We start from the raw sequence: 18,861 nt of genomic DNA on the forward strand, positions 1-18,861 counted from the left end.
TACATAAATCTAATGAGGACTACCATTTTTTATAGGCTAGGAACTTACCGTTCATGGTGATCTTGACGCGATCGCCCTTGGGGTCTTCTACTTTGTCTATATCCAAGGTGAAATCGATCGCGCTCATGATTCCATCGCCAAACTTCTCGTGAATAATTTCCTTGATTGGCATCCCATACACCTGCATGATCTCGTAAAAGCGATAGATCAGCGGGTCAGTGGGCACGATCGCACCCAAGCCTTTGGAGGGGAAAGCGGTTAGCTCCGCAACCAGATCTTGGCTAAGTCCCAAGGCATTTAGTAGTTTGCTAGCTTCATCCTCCGAAGCGCTTGCCTGCCCATAAAAAACCGCCGCAATCCACACTTCATCGCGATTTAGCAAGGCTTCCAAATCGGTAAAGGTGATGCCTTTAGCTTTTTTTGCTGCCAATAGGGTTTGGGTGATTGCGGGAATTTCAACGCTTGCCATGAATAATCCAATTCCTTTGTGTGCGGTGTTTCGGAAACAGTTGAGCTTCCTTTCGCAGAATAGGACGCAACCAGCCCGCAAACGGTATAGTTTGTAACTCTTAAATGGTGCAGGTCAGATCGCCGGCTCGACGGGAGAAGCGGAGATTTTCTTGATAATCCACTGGGCAATCGATTACAGCCGGAACATCTTGTTCTAGCGCCTCTTTTAAGGTGGGGATTAAATCGGCGCAAGATTCCACGCGATAGCCCTTCAAGCCCATACTTTCAGCTAATTTGACAAAATCGGGGTTCTTGAATTTGACGAAACAGGATGAGCCAAACTGGTTGTGCTGCTTCCATTCAATCAAACCATAGCCGCCATCGTTAAAGATTAGGGTGACAAAGGGAGTGCCGACTCTCAGGGCAGTTTCCAATTCTTGGCAGTTCATCATAAAGCCGCCATCGCCCGTCACGGCAACGACGCGGCGATCGCGATGCACCAGTTTTGCCGCCAGTGCCCCCGGAATCGCAATCCCCATTGCCGCAAACCCATTGGAAATAATGCAGGTGTTGGGGCGATCGCAGTGATAATGCCGCGCCATCCACATTTTGTGAGCGCCCACATCAGAAATCACAATGTCATCGGCTCCCATCACTTGGCGCAAGTCATAAACAATTTTCTGGGGCTTAATCGGAAAAGCTTCATCCTTGGCATATTGCAGATAATCTGCCCGGATTTCATCCCGCAGTTCTAAAGCATAGGGAGTAGGTTGATGGGTGCGGTCGCAGCGCGCCAAAATTTCTGCTAGTGAATCGGAGAGATCCCCCACTACTTCGGCAAGGGGAATATAGCTGCTGTCTACTTCTGCCGGAGTCATGCCAATGTGAATAATCGGCACCGCGCCATCAGGATTCCACTTCTTCGGCGAATATTCAATCAGGTCATAGCCCACACAAATCACCAGATCTGCCTTATCAAAGCCACAGCTAATGTAATCGCGCTGCTGCAAGCCCACCGCCCACAGCGCCAGAGGATGGCTGTAAGGGATCACGCCTTTAGCCATGAACGTGTTGGCTACGGGAATATTGAGTTGGGTCGCAAACTCCGTCAACGCAGCACTGGCGTGTCCTCGAATCGCACCATTGCCGACTAAAATCAACGGATTTTTCGCTTGAGAAATGGCTGCTGCCGCGGTTTCAATACTTTGAAATGAGGCATAGGATTTTTCCTGCCCATCCGTTTTTAGGGGCTTGCCCGTGGCAGCCATCGCCGCAATATTTTCCGGCAAATCAATGTGAACGGCTCCGGGTTTTTCAGTCTGAGCAATCTTAAACGCCTTCCGCACAATTTCAGAGGTGTTGCTGGGGCGAACAATCTGAGCGTTCCACTTGGTCACAGGCGCGAACATTGCTACCAAATCCAAATATTGATGGGATTCAATGTGCATCCGATCAGTACCGACTTGTCCCGTAATAGCAACTAAGGGAGCGCGATCGAGGTTAGCATCTGCCACACCCGTCATCAAGTTCGTGGCACCGGGACCCAAAGTAGACAGGCAAACGCCTGCTTTTCCGGTGAGGCGACCATAGACATCTGCCATGAATGCCGCGCCTTGTTCGTGGCGTGTGGTGATGAATTGGATTGAGGAGTGCTTTAGGGCTTCCAACACATGCAGATTTTCTTCACCCGGCAACCCAAAAATGTAGTGAACTCCTTCATTTTCTAAACATTGAACTAACAGTTCTGCTGTGTTTATGGGAGTTGAATGTTCAAGGTTTGTAACTCCGTGTTGTTGCGATCCAGAGTTGATGATGTCTAATTTTTCAGGCATGGTGCGTCCTCTTGACTGAATCAGCGATCGCAGTCACTAGCGATCATTCGTGTGGCTTGAATACGACTTAAGTATTCGCTCTTCTTCTAAGATTCCTTTTCTAAGCCATTCTTTCCCAGCGATCGCCCGAATCTATGAAACTCTTAAACTCTCTTTAAATCTCGCAATCTTCATGAGAAGGGGTGTACTGGTTCAATCGAGCGGCTTTAAGTTCATTCTTTGCTCTAGAATCTGCAAAATTAGGATAGATAATCCAACGGTAGCCGCCAATCCTAGCCAAAATGTATGGGCGATCGCGGGAGTCTGATCCAGTGCCCACCCCCCAATCGGCGGTCCAATAAAATATCCGATCGCCCAACATTGAGAGTTGACTGCTAGATATACTCCTCGGAGTGATTCTGGTGCCAAATCCACCACAATCGATGACGCAGCAGGCATATAAGTCACTGTTGCTAACGCCAAAACGCCCAACGCCAGCACTGCCCAAATAATGCTGCCTGTAGAAGCCACCCCAGTTAGCCAAACGACTGCAAAACCCAAACCCCACAGCAACGCAGATAGCATTAATCCACGAGTGCGCCGAAATCGATTGAGCAATCGGGCGGCTGGCAACTGGCAAAGCACTGCAGCCAAGAGATGCCAAGTAAAGAGGGCGCTGATTACTATCGGCGTGAATCCTTTTTCATCGGCTGTCCCCGACACAAAGTTGGTGAAATAGAGCGGTAAGGTGCTGCTAATTTGCACAATGTAAGTGGTGAACAGTACATTCACGACGCAAAAGATGAGCAAGGTGCGATCGCGTAATGCCAGCTTCCACCCTTTCAAGCCGGAATGTTCGCCCGTGGTTTGAAAGGTTTCCCGAACTGCCCACAGCACGACGGCAAACAGCACGAAAAAGGAAATGCCATCAATGATAAACAGCGATCGATAATCTCCTGTTGTACTGATAACTAAGCCCCCTAGCACGACCCCAATTCCTAAACCTAAACTGTCACACAGCCGATTTAGCGCGAAGGCTTCATTGCGATCTTGAGGATCAGATAAATCGGCGACAAGCGCCTCAGCAGAAGGCCAAAATAGCCCAATTCCCAAACCCATCAGCAAGTTAGCCACCACAAACAATGGAAAGTTGATGGCAAACGCCATGACAAATGCCGCGATCGCCGATATCACTGCCGACAACAATACCGTGCGTTTACGCCCAAACTGTCCATCCGAAAGCGACCCGCCCAAAAAGCGCCCAATCACCCCCGAAATCGATTGACTGCCCAACCCCAACCCAACCAAGGTTGCGGATAGCCCCACCTGGTTGACAAAAAAGATGGGTGCATAAAACAGCGTGAAGCCTGATCCCATTTGTGAGAGCAGCCGCCCGATCGCCAAAATCCAAATCTGATAGTTTAACTGGGGTAGCCAAGAAGTCAATTTCGATCGCCGTAATTTCATAGCACAGGAGGCACATTCACCTTACATAACCAGCTAAATATATTATTCTCAGATACTTCTTGCCTTCTACCATCGTTCTAGAAGGGACAATTGACTGGATTGAACCGCCCAACAAATGGCTCTACTCAAACAATTAGCTGATTTTTCACCACTCACACACTTTTTGTTGCACTCCCAGCGAAATAACTTGATCAACAAACGCTAACTTAACTCGTTGATAAAATTCTCGTTCTACTGCTTCGCTGGCTCCAGGCTGAGTCTTAATCCAGATTTGAAGTAAGACACCACTGCGTGCGATCGCTCCCACCCCTAGCTGTGCTACTGGCTCTATGATTTGCGAACTCCAATCATTCTCTTGGCTCATTCCTTCTGCAACTTCCCTCATAATGTGCAGCGCTTTATCCACATCTGCATCATGATTCACCTCTACAGCAATCTCAGCCCGTGACCAATCCTTGGTCGTGTTATGAACCACTGTAATACTGCTGTTTGGCACCGTACTCAATCTTCCTTTCGCTCCACGCACTTTCGTAACCCGGAGGTTGACCGCTTCCACTGTTCCTTTGGCAACACCTAAATCTACTTCGTCGCCAACCGCAAACTGATCTTCTGCCAAAATAAAAACTCCATTGATCACGTCTTTAATCAAGGTTTGAGATCCAAAAGAGACGGCGAAGCCTAAAATACCTGCGCCCGCAAGGACAGGGGCTAAAGGAATTTGTAAAACTTGAAGCATCAACACAATCGCGATGCTTACAAAGCCAATTTGGGTTATCCCCTTTAAGACAATGCCGTAAGTGAGTATGCGAGCAAATTGCCTGCGAGCCGCAGCCGATCCTAAAAAATACCTTTCCTGTAAAGCTTTCAAAGATTGATCAATAAAAACATTTATCACTCGCATTGCCAAAGCTGTTCCTAGACCAATGAGAAGAAGTTCAATTGGATCCTTTAGAATTGCAGTTTGTGCCCAGCGAGTATAAGGAAATAGTCCAGCAATCCAGGCAAAGCCAACCACCCAAACTAAAATTAGCGCAGTTAAAATGAGCAGCCGTTTGAGATTATTAATGTCTAACCAACGAAGTCGGGCAAAACGCTGAGCCTCAGGGGATGAAGTGTTTACGATAGGTGTAGAGACATCAGACAAATTAATAGCTTTTGAAGTCTCCATCACAAGCGTTGATTGAAAATTGCGGCGTTGCTGAGTAAGCCATTTTTGGATTAAAAAGAGAAGTCCACTGAATGCTATTAGCCCCAGCAGGGTTCCTCCTGCAATGAAAGCTTGCCGTGCTAATGATGATGGCAGTCGCTCTTGACGAGCTTGAACCAGCGCCGTTTGAATTTTCAAGTTTAGTTCTTCTGCCCAAGTTAATTGGGTAAATCCATGAATACCAGCATCGATCGCCGTGACCCGCATAATGGGTAAATTCGGCAGCTTATCTTGGTCGGCGGCGATGATAATCGGTTCCCCTTTAACGGTTTCAATGTGCGTCTTAAGAGTCGTAGGATCACGGGAAAGAGCGATCGCGCTATAAAGTTGCGTTTCGATCTGCTGAACGCGGTTTTTGATAGGATTCAGTGCATGCTTGTCATTTTGATGATGCTCAGAATCGACAGCAGCAATATCAAAAATCTCGCGTCCATCTAGCAGAATGGATGCTCGTACTAAATTACCAAAATTAGATGGAAGATTGGGACTTGATTGAGTGGAAGTGGCTGAAATCGGCAATGTTGATGCGCTCTTTAAAGGGAGCGGTTGCCCATCACTCAGGGATGACCCTAGGGTAACCGCGCTGACAGTCATGCTAACCAGCAAAGCAAAACTAACAATCGATTTGAAGATAAATCGGTTCCAAACAGAGTGAATTAGTTGCATAGTCATGATAGAAAGAGTTGGAATCGAGATGACTTAAGGGATGACTGTGGCTGCATTTTTGTTTGTGACCGATTTGGATCATACGCTGGTGGGCGATGACCCCGCCATGGCGGATCTGAACGATCAGCTTGATGCTCATCGTCGGCAGCATGGCACAACGATTGTTTATTCCACCGGGCGATCGCTGACCAGCTATCGCCAACTCAAAGCCGAAAAGCCCCTGCTCGATCCCGATATATTGATTGTGTCCGTCGGCACCGAGATTTATTTCGCAGGTAATGATTCGCCTGATCCAACGTGGGCAGAAGTCCTATCTGTTAATTGGGATCGAGATCAAGTGGTAGCGATCGCCAGCCAGTTCAACCTAACTCCTCAGCCCATATCCGAGCAGCGTCCATTTAAGGTCAGCTATTTTCTAGAGAAAGCGATCGCGGTGGAACTCTTACCCAAACTCCAAGCCTTGTTAGATGCTAAAGGCTTGGCTGCCCAATTGGTCTACAGCGGCAACAAAGACCTAGACATTTTGCCGCGTCGAGCGAATAAGGGGAAAGCTCTAACGTTTGTACGAAAAAACTTAGATATATCGCCCGATCTCACCGTTGCCTGTGGCGATTCAGGAAATGATTTGTCGATGTTTTGCGATCGCGCCGAGCGAGGCATCATCGTGGGTAACGCCATGCCAGAACTGCTCACCTGGCATCATGCCAACCCTAGTTCTACCCGTTACCTAGCTCAAAGAACCTGTGCGGGTGGCATCTTGGAAGGACTTCAATATTTTGGTTTCCTGCCGCAACGCGAGGTTGCCTGATACAGTAACAATTGTCTATGCTCTGATTTTTAGTGTGTTATGCCACTACTGACAGTGGGCGATCCCGCTCCTGCTTTTTCCGTTCCATCCACTGTCAACCCCACAGCCGCACTGGATGAAATGGGCGGTTGCTACAGCCTGCTATTTTTCTTTGGCAGTTCCCAAATCGAGCATGTCAGCGAAACGCTAGAAACTGTTTTCGCGCTTCAGTCCTCATTTGAACAACGCAGTCTCCGCTTTTTTGGCATTAGCATTGACTCGAATGATGTCTATCTCAAAGAGCAGATCGAAAAAACGACCCACTGCGGTATGTTATGGGATTTTCAACGCACGGTCAGCAGCCAATATGGAGTGAGCGAATCGCTGGAAGCAGAAGGCATCAGTGGACATCTGCGCTACAAGCTCACCACCTTTATCGTGGATGAAAACCTGCGGATTCGGGCTGTGTTTCCCTTTGAGGAACCCGTGGGCTATGTGGAGCGGTTGCTAGAAACTGTGGAAACACTGACTGCGCTTACTCAAACTTCTCCCAACATTGCCACTCGACAAGCCCCCGTGCTATTTGTGCCCGACGTATTCGATCGCGCTTTTTGTCAATTTCTCATTCAACAATACGAGCGCAATGGCGGACGAGAATCGGGCTTTATGCAAACCGTGGGCGACAAGCTAACGGAAGTGACGAATCCCCAGGTGAAACGCCGCAAAGATTGGGTGTTGAGCGATGCCGAGATACTCAAGCAAGTAAACGATCTGATTTGGCGACGGGTAAAACCGGAAATTGAAAAAGCATTCCAGTTCAAGATCACCAACTTTGAACGCTATGTGGTGGGCTGTTATGACGAAAGCGATCGCGGTTTTTTCAAAGCCCATCGCGATAATACTTTGCCGGGAACGGGACATCGCCGCTTTGCCATGACCCTCAATCTCAATACTGAAGCCTATGAGGGTGGGCATCTGCGATTTCCCGAATACGGCTCAACGCTTTACCGTCCTGATACGGGCGAGGCTGTCATTTTTTCCTGTTCGCTACTGCATGAAGCAATGCCTGTGACTCAAGGACAACGGTTTGCTTTATTGACTTTCTTCTATGGCGAGGCAGACGCAAAAACTCGCGCCCAGGAACAGCAGCAAGTTTTGTTTAGCGGTTCGTCCATGGGTCAGGCTTCCAAACAAGCGCGATCGCTCTCAGGGAACACCGCTTTTGGATTTAAAGGCGATCGCGCTAAAAAGAAAAAACGCTAGGAAGAGAGAAGAGAGAAGTAGGAAGACAGCAACGCCTGAATTTTAATATTGTTAAAGAGGCAGCGTAGGTTAAAGAGGCAGCGTAGCGATGAAGGTCAAAGGTATCAAACGCGGACAGACGATCGAACTCGTTGAAACACTTGATATTCCCGACGGGGAGCAAGTCATGATTGAAGTCTCTAGAGTGCATCCACTAAGTCAACTTATGCCAGCAGAAAGGCATAAGCAAATCGATTCAGCACTAGGTGGCTGGAAAGACGATCCTAATCTGGACGAACTCTTCGCTGAAATTGATCGAGAACGCCACGCTAATCGAGGAAGACAAATCGATTTGTTTGATGATTAAATTTCAACAATGTACCTACTAGACACAAATATTTGCATCGCTTTGATTAAAGAAAACCCAGTGCCAAAGCAAATTTTCAAGGTTAAAGCGATCGACTGCCACATCTCAACGATTGTACTGGCTGAACTCTACAAAGGCGTTTATTGCTCAAAGCAATTTGAGAGGAACGCGACTGGGTTACAGAATTTTCTTACCTTGGTTGGAGTCATTGATTTCGATCGAGCGGCAGCGGTGGAGTTTGGTAAAATTCAAGGCGAACTCAAACAGATTGGTAAACCAACAGGCGAACAAGATGCCATGATTGCTGCTGTTGCGCGATCGCATCAATCTGTTCTTGTTACTAACAACACTCGCCATTTTGAGAACATTTCCAATCTGCAACTTGAAGATTGGTTGATCTGAATAACTCTTCCGTTCGCAAATAGACGTGCTAATTTTGGAGTAACTCGTCCCTTTATTTAGTGTGTATGAGCGCGATCGCCCCTGTCTCTCAATCACCGAGCATCGTTCACTATCCAAGCTCAGACGGAAAGCCCGTGGCTGAAACCTACGACCACTTCTACGCCATCGTGATGGTTTTGGAAGTCCTGCGGCGATTCCTGCAAGGACAACAAGCCACGGTGCTAGCAAATCAGTTTTTGTACTATGCCGAGGGCAATTCAAAACTGCGAATCGCTCCCGATGTCATGGTCATTTTTGGGGTGGAACCGGGTGGAAGGGATAACTACAAGACCTGGGAAGAAGGGCAAGTGCCTAAAGTGATTTTTGAAATCACCTCCAAAAGCACCCGACACGAGGATTTTGAATACAAAAAAAACTTATACGAACAGCTTGAAGTTGAGGAGTACTGGCTGTTCGACCCCAAGGGTGAATGGATTGCAAGTCAACTTGTGGGCTATCGGTTCATTGATGATGTGCTGCAACCCGATGCCATCCGGCGCTATAGCCCCATTGACGATTTCAAAAGTAGAGCGCTCAACCTACAGCTACAAATTGAAGGGAAACTGATCGGGTTTTATAGGCTGGATACGGGTGAAAAGCTGCTGTTGCCGGAAGAACTTGCCCAAGCTCTGCAAGCTGAAACTGTTGCCCGGTCTGAAGCAGAGCAACGGGCTGATGTAGCAGCACAACGGGCAGAAGAGGCAGAGCGACAACTAGCTCAAGAGCGGCAGTTACGAGCAGAGTTGTTGCAGCAGCTACGAGATCGCGGCATCGACATCCAAACACCATGATCGGCTACCTCAAAGGCACTATTGCCAGCATCCAAAAAGCTGGAAATCGCGTGATTCTCACCCTGGAAGTCAATCAAGTCGGCTATGACGTGCAGATTGTGCCGCGTCTGGTGATGCAGTTGCCCACGGTTGGCGAAACCATGCAGGTGTTTACCCATCTCCAAATTCGCGAAGAAGTCGTAACCCTGTTTGGCTTTGGAGCCGCTGCCGAACGAGATTTGTTTCGTCAATTGGTCAGCGTCAGCGGCATTGGTCCCCAACTTGCGGTGGCGCTATTGGATACCCTCGGTTTACAAGACTTGGTGCAGGCGATCGTCTCTGGCAACACCCGCGCCCTCTCGAAAACGCCGGGAGTAGGCGGCAAGACAGCCGAACGGATTTCTCTAGAACTGCGAACCAAATTAGCCGAATGGAGACAGCAAGCAGGCATCCTTACCGCTCCCGCCGCAGGTCCCGCGATCGCCCTTCAAGAAGACGTAGAAATGACACTGTTAGCCTTGGGCTACACCAACAGCGAAATTTCTCAGGCACTCCAAGCCGTTGGCACCAGCACAACACTCTCTAAACGGGATGATGCGGAAGAATGGATTCGAGCCGCGATCGCTTGGTTAAGTGAATAGGTGCAAGGTTTCGGGTTAACTCCTTCGGAGACGCTACGCGAACGGGTTTCAGATGACATGATAAATCTCTGACTTCTGTTATCTGCCCCCTATGACCCGACTCATCCTCCATACTGCCAACCCGTACTTTCTAGCAATAGCGGTTCACCTTCTCGGTGAACTCCCGCCGCGATCACTTCTCCCACAAAGACAGTGTGGTCGCCTTGCTCAACGGAGCCAACCACGCGACATTCTACATATCCTAGAGAATCGGTAATAATTGGACAGCCTGTTTCACCCAGGTAAAATTCTACATCTTCAAACTTGTTGCCAACCCGTCGCTGCGGCTTGAAGAAGGCTTGCGCTAAATCTTTTTGTCCAGCTTCTAAAATGCTGAGAGTAAAAACGCCGCTGGCTTTGAGCATAGCGTGAGATTTAGAATCTTGTTTAACGCAGTTGACTACGAGAGGCGGCGTAAAAGAGGCTTGCATCACCCAGCTTGCAGTGTAGCCATTCACTTCATCCCCTTCTTTTACGCCACAAATGTAGAGTCCATGGGGAATTTTACGGAGCATCGTTTTTTTTGCTTGTTCGTTCAGCAAGGGGCACCACCTAGGTTAAGCACTACACCGTTTAGTGTATCAAGCCGATCGCCCTGCTAACTCTAGAATCTAACTTTGGAAGTGTGGGTTGACTCATAGCGAGAATGCTGGCAATCCATCCTCAGGGGATTGCATCAGATTTAGCCTCAATTCATGGCTTTGTTATGCAACGCCGGATTTTATGCAAAATATTTCCCCGTAGGTAGAGAAGGTTAATTGACGATTAGGGTTACGATTAATGTCAATCTAGCTTTGATTAGAAGCAAGTTAGCTGTGACATAAAAAGTGAGAAAGCGAACTTCACTTTGTTCAAAAATCACACGAGATTGATCTAATTACTCTTTAAAGGAACTTACAAAGATTTATGGGTTCTATTGAACCGGTCGCTTGGATGACCCAAGCAGACTACGCAAAAAAACTGCGCCCGCTCCTTCCACCCGAAGCGTTTCTGCCGAATCCAGATAAAGTCTGGATCTTGTTAATTAATCTGGCGATCTTACTTGCAGGGTGGGTGATCGCCAATCATCTTGATCAGTGGCAATGGTATTTTCTTTGGCTTTATTTGCCATTGACATTGGTGATGGGAAATAGTGTGATTGTGCTTCTATTTAGCACTCATGATGTTATGCACAGCCGCGCAATTAGCAATCTGTGGGTTAGGAAAATCATCAGTTTATTGGGTTTAGCCCTATTCTGGATGCCGCCAACCTTGTGGAAAGCCGTGCATAACCGCGAACACCATGGCAAGACTAATTCTTTGCAAGATCCCGATCGCAATTATCTATCCTCTCAGCCCAACACTTGGGGAAAATGGATTCAGAATGCGTTCGTTCCTTCGGCTGAAGTAAACCCCATCTTACTCACGATTGGGATGGCACACGCTTGGGGAGTCCATGGGTTTCGGAATCTCACTTCAGTGCTGCTGTTTAATGACGGCAAAACCAAATATCCGGTCTTTGCCTTTCAGGTTAGCAACAAAGAGCGAAGAGCGATCGCGCTTGAACTCTTGGGGATTGTGGGACTTCATCTAGGGTTGCTAGCTTATTTAGGGTGGCATCCTGTGAAGTTACTCTTGAGCTATTTCTTACCAATTTGGATTGGCTACGCTGGCGTAATGTTCTACATCTACACAAACCATATGGCGTGTCGGATGACGAGTCTCAATGATGTTCTGGTCAATAGTTTATCGATTCGCGTACCCAAACTATTCGACTTGCTCCACCTAAACTTTTCTTATCACACTGAACATCATATTTTTCCGGGTCTAAGTTCTGACTACTACCCAATGGTTCAAACTCTGCTACAAACTCACTATCCAGAGCGATTTAATTTACTGGATGCTGGCAAAGCATGGCAAATCATGCTGCAAACTCCTCGACACTATAAAGATGAGACCACTTTCACCGATGGGTCTGGAGAAAAGTCTGTCGCCTGCCCTATCTTAAATGAAGCCCATTTGACTGATAGTGCCAGTTTAGAGGGTATGGCTAGTTGAGGTGAATCCAATCAAAATCGGCGGCGATCGCTTGCTAATGCGAAAGAGCGATCGCTTGCCAATTCACCCTATGCCTGCAAAAACAATGCAAAGACAACGCCATTCACCTGTTCCAATCGTTGCGTTGTCTTTGCCACTACAGATTTGTGTTCGCCTACAAAACTGTTTGATGACACAAAATTAGAAAACCCTTCAAAAGATATAGAGATTAAATTGATTTTTCTCTAAAAAGATACAAGCGATCTCAGAGAACTTTTGTTAATGTTAAGAACAGTTAAGCTGATTGATATCAATTTGTGGAGTGTCCATGACTACAACTCTAGTTCAGCCATCTAGTTTTCATCAGGCTCAAAGGGTAACTTTTATGGGTGGAGAAGGCATTATACGAAGCTGCAAACACGAAGCAGGACGTTGGACTTATTTAGTCGAAATGCCCTTAGGGACTAACCCAAACTTCGGCAGAATTGGCGCAGAGACTATGGTGTTTCTTCAAGAAGTAGATCTCTATGCAACGTAAACTGAAATCAGATCTGTGGGTAGGTCCCTTCGCCGCCTTAGTAATCATTCTTCTCTGGATTGGCAGCTTGGTCTTTACCTTGTCTACGAACTTTTCTCAGTGCGGATTATTGTGGATCTTCCCTGCTGTCATAGGGCGCACTTTTATTCAAACTGGGCTGTTTATCGTAGTTCACGATGCAATCCATGGCAGCGTGTTTCCTAAAAGTCGCACCTTAAACGATTGGGTTGGAACCTTGGCGATTACACTGTATGGGTTTCTGCCTTACAAGAAGTTGTCTTTGAATCACTGGAAACATCATCGATCGCCAGGACAAGCCGATGACCCTGATTTTCATGATGGAGTGCATCAGGGCTTTTTTGACTGGTATTTCAAGTTTATGACCAAAGAATATGTAGACGTAGAGCTACGGCAGAAGCTGTTTTGGTTCATAGTTGTTGGCTCCATCAGTCTAGGATTTGGGTTTCATGTCGCAGGTCCTAACATATTCTTATTTTGGCTTTTGCCGCTTGTTCTTAGTTCATTGCAGCTATTCTTTTTTGGAACTTATCTACCCCATGGATCGAGTGATATTGATAGCCAAGATCGTCATCATGCTGTCAGTAGTCCTTATCCTTTGATCTGGTCATTCCTCACCTGCTACCATTTTGGCTATCACTGGGAGCATCATGAGTATCCAGATATCGCTTGGTACAACCTGCCAAAAGTGCACCAAAGTAGAAAGCATCAAGAGTCTGTCAACTTGGCAAATCGTCAGACTGCCCTTATTCCATAACTTTTGCTTGGCGCACTCTACCCCGCCATGAGAAGGAGCAAGCCGAAAGACCGCTCAAACAGACATCCTATTCAAACAAGAAAATAAGCTTGACCAGAGAAACTTATCTACTAGCCAAGCTTATTTTTAGTTTGAAGGTGGTATCAAAAAAGTAGCTGACTTTAGGGCTTAAGGACAATCTTGATGCAGTTGTCTTTTTTGTGCTTGAAAATTTCGTAACCATGAGGGGCTTCATCTAGGGAAAGACGATGAGTGATAACGAATGATGGATCGATATCGCCGTTTTGAACATGGTCAAGTAGCGGACGTAGGTATCGATGTAGATGAGTTTGTCCTGTTTTCATGGTGAGTCCTTTATTCATAAAAGCCCCCATGGGTATCTTGTCTACAAAGCCCGTATAGACACCCGGAACTGAGACGGTGCCGCCTTTACGGCAGGCAACGATCGCTTGACGTAGCACATTGGGGCGATCGGTTTGCATTCGCACTGCCTGCGTCACTTTGTCATACAGTCCTTCTAATCCCATACCATGAGCTTCCATTCCCACTGCATCCATAACCGAATCAGGACCGCGCCCTCCAGTCATTTCTTTTAAGGCTTCACCTACATCGACTTCTTCGTAGTTCAAAATTTCTGCTTTGCCTTGCTCTTTAGCCATTTGTAGGCGTTCAGGAACGCGATCGATCGCAATAACGCGCCCTGCTTCTAACATATAAGCGCTACGAATGGCAAACTGCCCCACAGGTCCGCAGCCCCAAATTGCCACCGTATCACCCGGCTGAATATTACAGTTTTCTGCTGCCATATATCCGGTAGGGAAAATGTCCGTTAGGAATAACACTTGCTCATCGGACAAACCTTCTGGAACTTTGAATAATCCTGTGTCTGCGAAAGGGACACGAGCGTACTCTGCTTGCCCGCCTGCATAGCCGCCAGTGAGGTGAGAGTAGCCAAATAAGCCTGCTGGTGAATAGCCCATCACCTTCTCGATCATCCAAGCGTTAGGGTTAGAGTTATCACAGAGTGACCAGAGGTCGCGATTGCAAAAGAAACAGCTACCGCAAGAAATGGTAAAAGGAACCACGACGCGATCGCCTACTTTTAGGTGCTTATTTTGAATGCCACTGCCTAGTTCAACAATCTCACCCATAAACTCGTGACCTAAGATATCGCCCTTTTGCATCGTGGGATTGAAGCCATCATATAGATGAAGATCAGAGCCACAAATTGCAGTGGATGTAATTTTTACGATCGCATCTCGTGGGTTAATCAGTTTAGGATCGGGGACAGTTTCAACCCGTACATCATTAGCACCATGCCAACATACTGCTTTCATCGCTTGAAATCTCCTACATTAAAGTGGTTATACGCATTGAACTTGAGCTTGCATAGAACAAACTCTTGTGAACTAAGCAGCCCAAGCCCCTATAGAAGCGACTTGACAAATGACTATTCGTGCAACCTACTCATTACCCCGCGATTGCCCTTCGGTCGTCGCAATTTCACCTGTTTCCATCAACATTTTGAAGCGACGTAAATCATCGCCTATCTGTTGTTCTGGAGACTTGCCAAACAGCTTTGCGATCACGGAGCCGAGTTCCTTCATCGGCGGAGTATATTCAGTAACAACTTTTACCTCGGTTCCACGATTGTCGGGGGCTGGCTGAAACTGAATAAACCCAGAATTATCAACATCTGCACCGGGCGTAGATTTCCAGGCGATGAGTTCGTTTTCGCGATCCGCGATGATATCGGCATCCCATTCAATGGTTTTATCTAAAGGAGCACTGGCTACCCAATGCGATCGCTTAGCATCCTGCACGGTCACCGATTTTAGATGCTTCATGAAATGCGGCAAGTTCTCAAAGTCATGCCAGAATCGATAAAGCTCTGCGGCTGGTTTATTAATCGTTAATGTTTTTTCAACCTTAATGGATTGGCTCATACTCAATACCTCTAGTAGTGATTATTGGACGATTTCAGGTTGCATCCCATGGGCGATCGCATTTGGAAAATCCTCTAAGCTGCCAGCATAATTAAAATCAAGATGGGTCAACCCAATATGGCGACATCCGGCACTGAAAATCTACTGCTGAAAATCCACGTTACTCAAGCTGATCAATTGCTGTATGTTCTGCTCAGACTAGATGCTGCTTAAACCAATCATGTAGGGCATACCTTAATACGCCCTGTCCAGAACCTACATACACTTAGAGAAAAGCAAATATTCGCCAAAAATATTCGCCAAATAGATGTGAGCTTAATTCAAACGCTCTTCAACTAAGCATCTATATGTACTGACTTCATGTACTGGCTTCAAGCACATTGCTTACTCGCGCTCGATTCGGGCTGCACCGCCTTTTATGTCGCTTGCAGTTTCTTGAGCGCCTTTGATATAACCTGAACCAAATTGTTTGAAGGCTTCTCCTGACTCTTTAGCAATTCTGCCTAGCCGTTCACCAGGATTCCCTTCAGTCTCTTCAGCTTCTCGGTTCCATTCACCCGTTGTTTTAGGTCGATCTGCCTGATCGGTTTGTTCAATTCTTTCACGAACCTTTGCCCCTAATGCATCATTGTGAGGTGCAGCATTCGCATTGGTGGTAAGGAATACAACACCCACTAAAACGAAAGCAAAGTATTGCTGAAGGTGAAGTTTCTTAAATTGGAAACGAATGTAAGCGATCGCGTGGGAAAACAAATTCATCATGCTACAACTCCTTAGAGTATTTGATATTTTTTTCAAGTTTGAATGCACAAAATGGGTGTTTTCGGGATGCTAATTCTCGAAGTCACCTGAAATTTTGAACATAAACCTAAGCCTACTTGCAAAAAAAAAGCTATCCCTCTAGCAAAAGTTATAGTTTTCAACTTAAAACGGATAGGTTGTTTAAATTTATAGAACTGTAAAAACTTTCCAAGGGTGCATCCCACTTTCCAAGCTGTATGCAAGTTTTCCTAACAACAAATCAGTCTAATTTATTCCTATTTTTATTAAGAAAACCAGACTTTTGAGAATTATATTTCTCTAGATAGATTGATTTCCAACTTGCTTCTGAGCCTTTTGTATCTATTTATTGAGTGCTTGTATCTCTTTAGATAGATTGACCTTTAATCTATCTCTGCTGAAATATAAATAGAAATTGAAGGGATGAGTATCGACTTCTTAATCAATGAAATTATTAATCAATGAAAGAAGTTAGATCGTAACAAAAACCTAATGTAGGGGAAATGTAGTAGTTGATGAATAGTGTTCACTAAACAGTAATTTTTGAATAGTGTTCACTAAACATCATTTGAGCATTTCTTTTTCCTACTTTTATTAGTAATCTTCAGGAGAAACCATGACACAAACCCCTAATATTCCACCCTTCATTGAAGGGGATGAGCGTGAATATCAAGATAGTGGGATTCCTAGCACTGTTGCGATCTCAGGTCATCCGCTTCATCCTTTGATCGTCACCTTTCCGATCGCCTTTTTGACGGGCGCATTTGCGACTGATCTAGGCTACTGGTTCACTCAAGATCCTTTTTGGGCACGCGCCTCTCTATGGCTCATCGGTGCTGGGTTTGTTGCAGGTTTAGTCGCAGCGCTCACTGGCATGTTGGATTTCCTGAAAATTGATCGCGTCAAGAAGCATAGTGCTGGCTGGATTCATATGGCGGGCAATGTAGCCGCAATGGTTTTAACCTTAGTCAATTGGGTGCTGCGTTTGAACAACGTGGAAGGGGCAATCTTACCCGTCGGGTTGATTATCTCGGCAGTTGTGGCGACACTGCTAGGAATTACAGGATGGTTTGGCGCTGAACTGATTTATCGACACAAAATTGCGGTGATTGGATACAGTAGCCGCCACGAGCCATGATTAATCGGCTAGGAAAAGCGGGGTTGCTCAACGAGTTGCCGTGGTGTGGGCATTGTCAGGGTTAGACAATAGGCTGTGTCTATACCAATGATGAAGATGCCTTAAATGGAGTACATTTCGGCTTTTAGAGGAGCGGCGGGGGCATCGTTTGTGAGATTTTCGGCGATCGCGGCTCATAAAGGCGGCAAAGTGTGGCAAAATCACTGCCATGCTTCATCCCATGCAACACGGACAAATCATCACCAGCCCCGGCTGCCATTTTAGCTATCGGGTGATTGGCGCTTGCTGTCGATTATTTGATCGCGAACAGTTGCCGTGGCCCTGTTGCCGATTGCAGTGGCACAGCAAAGAACCCAGTTGGCGGCGAATTGGGCGGCGGTTAATTTTAGATATGGCAAGTCGCGCTCATCCAACCTATAGCGTTGAAATGGTCGAGCAAGGCCGCAGTAGCCAATCAATAGACTCCTTGGAACCCATGATTTTGACTTGTTACTGGGTGAAGCTGCCGCAACCAATGAATGAATGGTGGTATTCTGATCGCCTCAAAGGAGATGTGTCCCTGTCTATCCACCCGCCGACACCTATAACCCGGTTGGCAACTCGTTCTACTACAGTAGGCACTGCCGACGACACTAAAACAGCCGGATAAACCGCCGTTCCCCACTCTGGATGCAGCAGAATAGAACAGCCATCAATGTCTATTGTATTGTAACCCAAACACGCTCTAACCACCGCGACATCATCCATTGATCGCCCTGCTTCAGACAAAACTGGCAACCCCGTTTTAGGATCAAATAAATCGGCATGATGCCCGTGCGCGTGTAATTCTGTCGCGATCGCGCCGCCTATCTGCAAAAAGCGATCGCGCAGTAAACGCTTTTGCGTTTCTGTGAGCGCCGATCGATCGCTCAACCTGCATTCTGACCGCTGTAGCACAATCAACATAGACGCGATCGGACACGACCAACCGGGTAACAGTTGATCAGCATACCGATACATAAACGGGCTAGGCGGATGAACCGAATAAAGCATCGGAAGACCACTAGATAAAAAGAAAGACGCGGTCTAATGCGTCCTTCTAACCATATTATTAAAACGGGCGAGGAGGGATTCGAACCCCCGACACCGTGGTTCGTAGCCACGTGCTCTAGTCCACTGAGCTACACACCCTTATTAGCTTTGCTATACTAACACATTCAATTCAAATGACACAAGATTCTCTTTCCCTTTCTGACAATTCCATTCCGGCGCTGACTCATCTCGATGAACAGGGACAGGCGCAGATGGTGGATGTTTCTGGTAAAGCTCAAACGGTTCGGGAAGCCGTTGCAGTGGGACGAGTGCGGATGCTACCTGAAACCCTTACCGCGATCGCCGCTGGCAACACGCCCAAAGGTGATGTGCTCGGAACGGCGCGACTAGCGGGAATTATGGCAGCAAAACAAACCGCCAACCTGATTCCGCTCTGCCATCCCCTACCCATTCACAAAGTAGACGTTCAAATTACGCCTGACCCCACGCTACCGGGCTATCACATTCAGGCGATCGTGAAGATCAAAGCCGAAACAGGCGTTGAAATGGAAGCTCTAACTGCCGTGGCGATCGCGGCTCTGACGCTTTACGACATGGCAAAAGGGTTGGAAAAATCAATTTGCATTGAAGATATTCATCTGCTTAGCAAAACAGGTGGCAAGTCCGGCGATTATCGTAAACAAGAATGAAGTTGTAGTACGTTTCGGCTACGCTCAACACACCCTACGCGATCGCGGATCACTCAAAA

The 18,861-nt window shown here is 46.9% G+C and carries 22 protein-coding genes and 1 tRNA gene; 13 read left to right on the forward strand and 10 right to left on the reverse strand.

Annotated features, from left to right (window positions below; translation table 11 throughout):
* Window positions 1-19: 19 nt before the first annotated feature.
* From cynS to AC1S5B_RS27970, 4 genes are all read right to left on the reverse strand, one after another.
* A complete protein-coding gene (cynS, locus tag AC1S5B_RS27955) occupies window positions 20-469 on the reverse strand; it encodes a cyanase (protein WP_482038927.1) in 450 nt (149 codons plus the stop codon).
* A 100-nt stretch (window positions 470-569) separates the two neighbouring features.
* On the reverse strand, window positions 570-2,282 hold the full coding sequence (locus AC1S5B_RS27960) for an acetolactate synthase large subunit (protein ID WP_482038928.1): 1,713 nt from the start codon (window positions 2,280-2,282) through the stop codon (window positions 570-572).
* A 192-nt stretch (window positions 2,283-2,474) separates the two neighbouring features.
* Entirely contained in the window at window positions 2,475-3,728 is a 1,254-nt protein-coding gene (locus AC1S5B_RS27965; RefSeq protein ID WP_482038929.1) for an MDR family MFS transporter, read from the reverse strand.
* Window positions 3,729-3,873: 145 nt separating this feature from the next.
* Window positions 3,874-5,607, reverse strand: a complete 1,734-nt coding sequence (locus AC1S5B_RS27970; protein WP_482038930.1) for a mechanosensitive ion channel family protein — start codon at window positions 5,605-5,607, stop codon at window positions 3,874-3,876.
* A gap of 40 nt (window positions 5,608-5,647) precedes the next feature.
* Between AC1S5B_RS27970 and AC1S5B_RS27975 the strand changes: the two genes are divergently transcribed.
* The 6 genes from AC1S5B_RS27975 (at window position 5,648) to ruvA (ending at window position 9,849) form a co-directional block, all read left to right on the forward strand.
* A complete protein-coding gene (locus AC1S5B_RS27975; RefSeq protein WP_482038931.1) occupies window positions 5,648-6,409 on the forward strand; it encodes a sucrose-phosphate phosphatase in 762 nt (253 codons plus the stop codon).
* Between the two features lie 39 nt (window positions 6,410-6,448).
* Window positions 6,449-7,651 (forward strand): 2OG-Fe(II) oxygenase, encoded by a 1,203-nt coding sequence (locus AC1S5B_RS27980; protein WP_482038932.1) that lies wholly within the window; start codon window positions 6,449-6,451, stop codon window positions 7,649-7,651.
* 88 nt (window positions 7,652-7,739) lie between these two features.
* Window positions 7,740-7,997: a hypothetical protein gene (locus AC1S5B_RS27985; protein ID WP_482038933.1), complete on the forward strand. Its 258-nt coding sequence runs from the start codon at window positions 7,740-7,742 to the stop codon at window positions 7,995-7,997.
* A 9-nt stretch (window positions 7,998-8,006) separates the two neighbouring features.
* Window positions 8,007-8,399: a type II toxin-antitoxin system VapC family toxin gene (locus AC1S5B_RS27990; RefSeq protein ID WP_482038934.1), complete on the forward strand. Its 393-nt coding sequence runs from the start codon at window positions 8,007-8,009 to the stop codon at window positions 8,397-8,399.
* Window positions 8,400-8,464: 65 nt separating this feature from the next.
* The gene (locus AC1S5B_RS27995; RefSeq protein ID WP_482038935.1) at window positions 8,465-9,229 is read left to right on the forward strand and encodes a Uma2 family endonuclease; all 765 of its coding nucleotides are present in this window, start codon (window positions 8,465-8,467) and stop codon (window positions 9,227-9,229) included.
* Window positions 9,226-9,849, forward strand: a complete 624-nt coding sequence (gene ruvA, locus AC1S5B_RS28000; protein WP_482038936.1) for a Holliday junction branch migration protein RuvA — start codon at window positions 9,226-9,228, stop codon at window positions 9,847-9,849. The genes AC1S5B_RS27995 and ruvA overlap by 4 nt, the downstream gene beginning before the upstream one ends.
* A gap of 101 nt (window positions 9,850-9,950) precedes the next feature.
* Here ruvA and AC1S5B_RS28005 read toward each other — a convergent pair whose 3' ends face one another.
* Window positions 9,951-10,430, reverse strand: coding sequence for a flavin reductase family protein (locus AC1S5B_RS28005; RefSeq protein ID WP_482038937.1), 480 nt, complete (start codon window positions 10,428-10,430; stop codon window positions 9,951-9,953).
* 364 nt (window positions 10,431-10,794) lie between these two features.
* Between AC1S5B_RS28005 and AC1S5B_RS28010 the strand changes: the two genes are divergently transcribed.
* The 4 genes from AC1S5B_RS28010 (at window position 10,795) to AC1S5B_RS28025 (ending at window position 13,217) form a co-directional block, all read left to right on the forward strand.
* Window positions 10,795-11,925 (forward strand): fatty acid desaturase family protein, encoded by a 1,131-nt coding sequence (locus AC1S5B_RS28010; protein ID WP_482038938.1) that lies wholly within the window; start codon window positions 10,795-10,797, stop codon window positions 11,923-11,925.
* A gap of 1 nt (window position 11,926) precedes the next feature.
* A complete protein-coding gene (locus AC1S5B_RS28015; protein WP_482038939.1) occupies window positions 11,927-12,109 on the forward strand; it encodes a hypothetical protein in 183 nt (60 codons plus the stop codon).
* 123 nt (window positions 12,110-12,232) lie between these two features.
* Window positions 12,233-12,442 carry a hypothetical protein gene (locus AC1S5B_RS28020; RefSeq protein WP_482038940.1) on the forward strand — a complete coding sequence of 70 codons (210 nt, stop codon included), beginning with the start codon at window positions 12,233-12,235 and terminating at the stop codon, window positions 12,440-12,442.
* On the forward strand, window positions 12,432-13,217 hold the full coding sequence (locus tag AC1S5B_RS28025) for a fatty acid desaturase (protein ID WP_482038941.1): 786 nt from the start codon (window positions 12,432-12,434) through the stop codon (window positions 13,215-13,217). The genes AC1S5B_RS28020 and AC1S5B_RS28025 overlap by 11 nt, the downstream gene beginning before the upstream one ends.
* 161 nt (window positions 13,218-13,378) lie before the next feature.
* Here AC1S5B_RS28025 and AC1S5B_RS28030 read toward each other — a convergent pair whose 3' ends face one another.
* From AC1S5B_RS28030 to AC1S5B_RS28040, 3 genes are all read right to left on the reverse strand, one after another.
* Complete coding sequence (locus AC1S5B_RS28030) at window positions 13,379-14,554, reverse strand: zinc-dependent alcohol dehydrogenase (protein WP_482038942.1); 1,176 nt, start codon at window positions 14,552-14,554, stop codon at window positions 13,379-13,381.
* A gap of 126 nt (window positions 14,555-14,680) precedes the next feature.
* On the reverse strand, window positions 14,681-15,163 hold the full coding sequence (locus tag AC1S5B_RS28035) for an SRPBCC family protein (protein ID WP_482038943.1): 483 nt from the start codon (window positions 15,161-15,163) through the stop codon (window positions 14,681-14,683).
* A 384-nt stretch (window positions 15,164-15,547) separates the two neighbouring features.
* A complete protein-coding gene (locus AC1S5B_RS28040) occupies window positions 15,548-15,925 on the reverse strand; it encodes a hypothetical protein (protein ID WP_482038944.1) in 378 nt (125 codons plus the stop codon).
* Window positions 15,926-16,559: 634 nt separating this feature from the next.
* On the opposite strand from AC1S5B_RS28040, the gene AC1S5B_RS28045 reads away from it, so the two are divergent.
* Together AC1S5B_RS28045 and AC1S5B_RS28050 are read left to right on the forward strand one after the other, a co-directional pair.
* The gene (locus tag AC1S5B_RS28045) at window positions 16,560-17,081 is read left to right on the forward strand and encodes a DUF2231 domain-containing protein (protein ID WP_482038945.1); all 522 of its coding nucleotides are present in this window, start codon (window positions 16,560-16,562) and stop codon (window positions 17,079-17,081) included.
* 105 nt (window positions 17,082-17,186) lie between these two features.
* Window positions 17,187-17,345, forward strand: a complete 159-nt coding sequence (locus tag AC1S5B_RS28050) for a hypothetical protein (protein ID WP_482038946.1) — start codon at window positions 17,187-17,189, stop codon at window positions 17,343-17,345.
* A 225-nt stretch (window positions 17,346-17,570) separates the two neighbouring features.
* On the opposite strand, the gene AC1S5B_RS28055 is transcribed toward AC1S5B_RS28050, so the two are convergent.
* Both AC1S5B_RS28055 and AC1S5B_RS28060 read right to left on the reverse strand, forming a co-directional pair.
* Window positions 17,571-18,113: a methylmalonic aciduria and homocystinuria type D protein gene (locus AC1S5B_RS28055; RefSeq protein ID WP_482038947.1), complete on the reverse strand. Its 543-nt coding sequence runs from the start codon at window positions 18,111-18,113 to the stop codon at window positions 17,571-17,573.
* Between the two features lie 64 nt (window positions 18,114-18,177).
* Window positions 18,178-18,251 (reverse strand) — tRNA-Arg (locus AC1S5B_RS28060).
* A gap of 35 nt (window positions 18,252-18,286) precedes the next feature.
* On the opposite strand from AC1S5B_RS28060, the gene moaC reads away from it, so the two are divergent.
* A complete protein-coding gene (gene moaC / locus AC1S5B_RS28065) occupies window positions 18,287-18,802 on the forward strand; it encodes a cyclic pyranopterin monophosphate synthase MoaC (protein WP_482038948.1) in 516 nt (171 codons plus the stop codon).
* Window positions 18,803-18,861 lie beyond the last annotated feature (59 nt).

The sequence above is a fragment of the Leptolyngbya sp. CALU 1928 genome, from assembly GCF_056784215.1.

Bases quoted from the DNA above. Each gene is read 5' to 3' on its own strand.
- cynS (WP_482038927.1), bottom strand. From the start codon at position 469: ATGGCAAGCGTTGAAATTCCCGCAATCACCCAAACCCTATTGGCAGCA.
- AC1S5B_RS27960 (WP_482038928.1), bottom strand. From the start codon at position 2,282: ATGCCTGAAAAATTAGACATCATCAACTCTGGATCGCAACAACACGGA.
- AC1S5B_RS27965 (WP_482038929.1), bottom strand. From the start codon at position 3,728: ATGAAATTACGGCGATCGAAATTGACTTCTTGGCTACCCCAGTTAAAC.
- AC1S5B_RS27970 (WP_482038930.1), bottom strand. From the start codon at position 5,607: ATGACTATGCAACTAATTCACTCTGTTTGGAACCGATTTATCTTCAAA.
- AC1S5B_RS27980 (WP_482038932.1), top strand. From the start codon at position 6,449: ATGCCACTACTGACAGTGGGCGATCCCGCTCCTGCTTTTTCCGTTCCA.
- AC1S5B_RS27985 (WP_482038933.1), top strand. From the start codon at position 7,740: ATGAAGGTCAAAGGTATCAAACGCGGACAGACGATCGAACTCGTTGAA.
- AC1S5B_RS27990 (WP_482038934.1), top strand. From the start codon at position 8,007: ATGTACCTACTAGACACAAATATTTGCATCGCTTTGATTAAAGAAAAC.
- AC1S5B_RS27995 (WP_482038935.1), top strand. From the start codon at position 8,465: ATGAGCGCGATCGCCCCTGTCTCTCAATCACCGAGCATCGTTCACTAT.
- ruvA (WP_482038936.1), top strand. From the start codon at position 9,226: ATGATCGGCTACCTCAAAGGCACTATTGCCAGCATCCAAAAAGCTGGA.
- AC1S5B_RS28010 (WP_482038938.1), top strand. From the start codon at position 10,795: ATGGGTTCTATTGAACCGGTCGCTTGGATGACCCAAGCAGACTACGCA.
- AC1S5B_RS28020 (WP_482038940.1), top strand. From the start codon at position 12,233: ATGACTACAACTCTAGTTCAGCCATCTAGTTTTCATCAGGCTCAAAGG.
- AC1S5B_RS28025 (WP_482038941.1), top strand. From the start codon at position 12,432: ATGCAACGTAAACTGAAATCAGATCTGTGGGTAGGTCCCTTCGCCGCC.
- AC1S5B_RS28030 (WP_482038942.1), bottom strand. From the start codon at position 14,554: ATGAAAGCAGTATGTTGGCATGGTGCTAATGATGTACGGGTTGAAACT.
- AC1S5B_RS28035 (WP_482038943.1), bottom strand. From the start codon at position 15,163: ATGAGCCAATCCATTAAGGTTGAAAAAACATTAACGATTAATAAACCA.
- AC1S5B_RS28040 (WP_482038944.1), bottom strand. From the start codon at position 15,925: ATGATGAATTTGTTTTCCCACGCGATCGCTTACATTCGTTTCCAATTT.
- AC1S5B_RS28045 (WP_482038945.1), top strand. From the start codon at position 16,560: ATGACACAAACCCCTAATATTCCACCCTTCATTGAAGGGGATGAGCGT.
- AC1S5B_RS28050 (WP_482038946.1), top strand. From the start codon at position 17,187: ATGGAGTACATTTCGGCTTTTAGAGGAGCGGCGGGGGCATCGTTTGTG.
- AC1S5B_RS28055 (WP_482038947.1), bottom strand. From the start codon at position 18,113: ATGCTTTATTCGGTTCATCCGCCTAGCCCGTTTATGTATCGGTATGCT.
- moaC (WP_482038948.1), top strand. From the start codon at position 18,287: ATGACACAAGATTCTCTTTCCCTTTCTGACAATTCCATTCCGGCGCTG.